This is a genomic window from Pseudomonas sp. HY13-MNA-CIBAN-0226 (assembly GCF_040310305.1).
Lineage (GTDB): Bacteria > Pseudomonadota > Gammaproteobacteria > Pseudomonadales > Pseudomonadaceae > Aquipseudomonas > Aquipseudomonas gregormendelii.
In genome coordinates this window covers 1-234 of sequence record NZ_JBEOPS010000650.1, presented here as the reverse complement: position 1 = coordinate 234, position 234 = coordinate 1, and the positions used below count along the sequence as shown (strand labels likewise).

The 234-nt window shown below is 52.1% G+C and carries 1 pseudogene; it reads left to right on the top strand.

The features are described 5' to 3' along the window. Nucleotides 1-234 (top strand): annotated as a pseudogene (locus tag AAEZ05_RS30285) (hypothetical protein); the annotation flags it as partial.

Here is a 234-nt window from a genome sequence, read left to right as displayed (position 1 = left end):
AATATCGAAAAGGCCACCTGGTTGCTCAGCCAGCGTCAGGATGCCAACGGCGTGTTGCTGTTGTTTTCCAATGAAATATCGGAGGAGGGCAGTAACCTCAGTTTTGCCGTTGAGTTCGGCAAGATCGTCGCGCGTTTGGACCTGCTTACCCAGATCCTTGATGAGCGCTACCGGCGCATTGGCCTCAATTACGCACAAAGCCTGTTGCTGATGAATTTCCTGCCGGTGCAATAA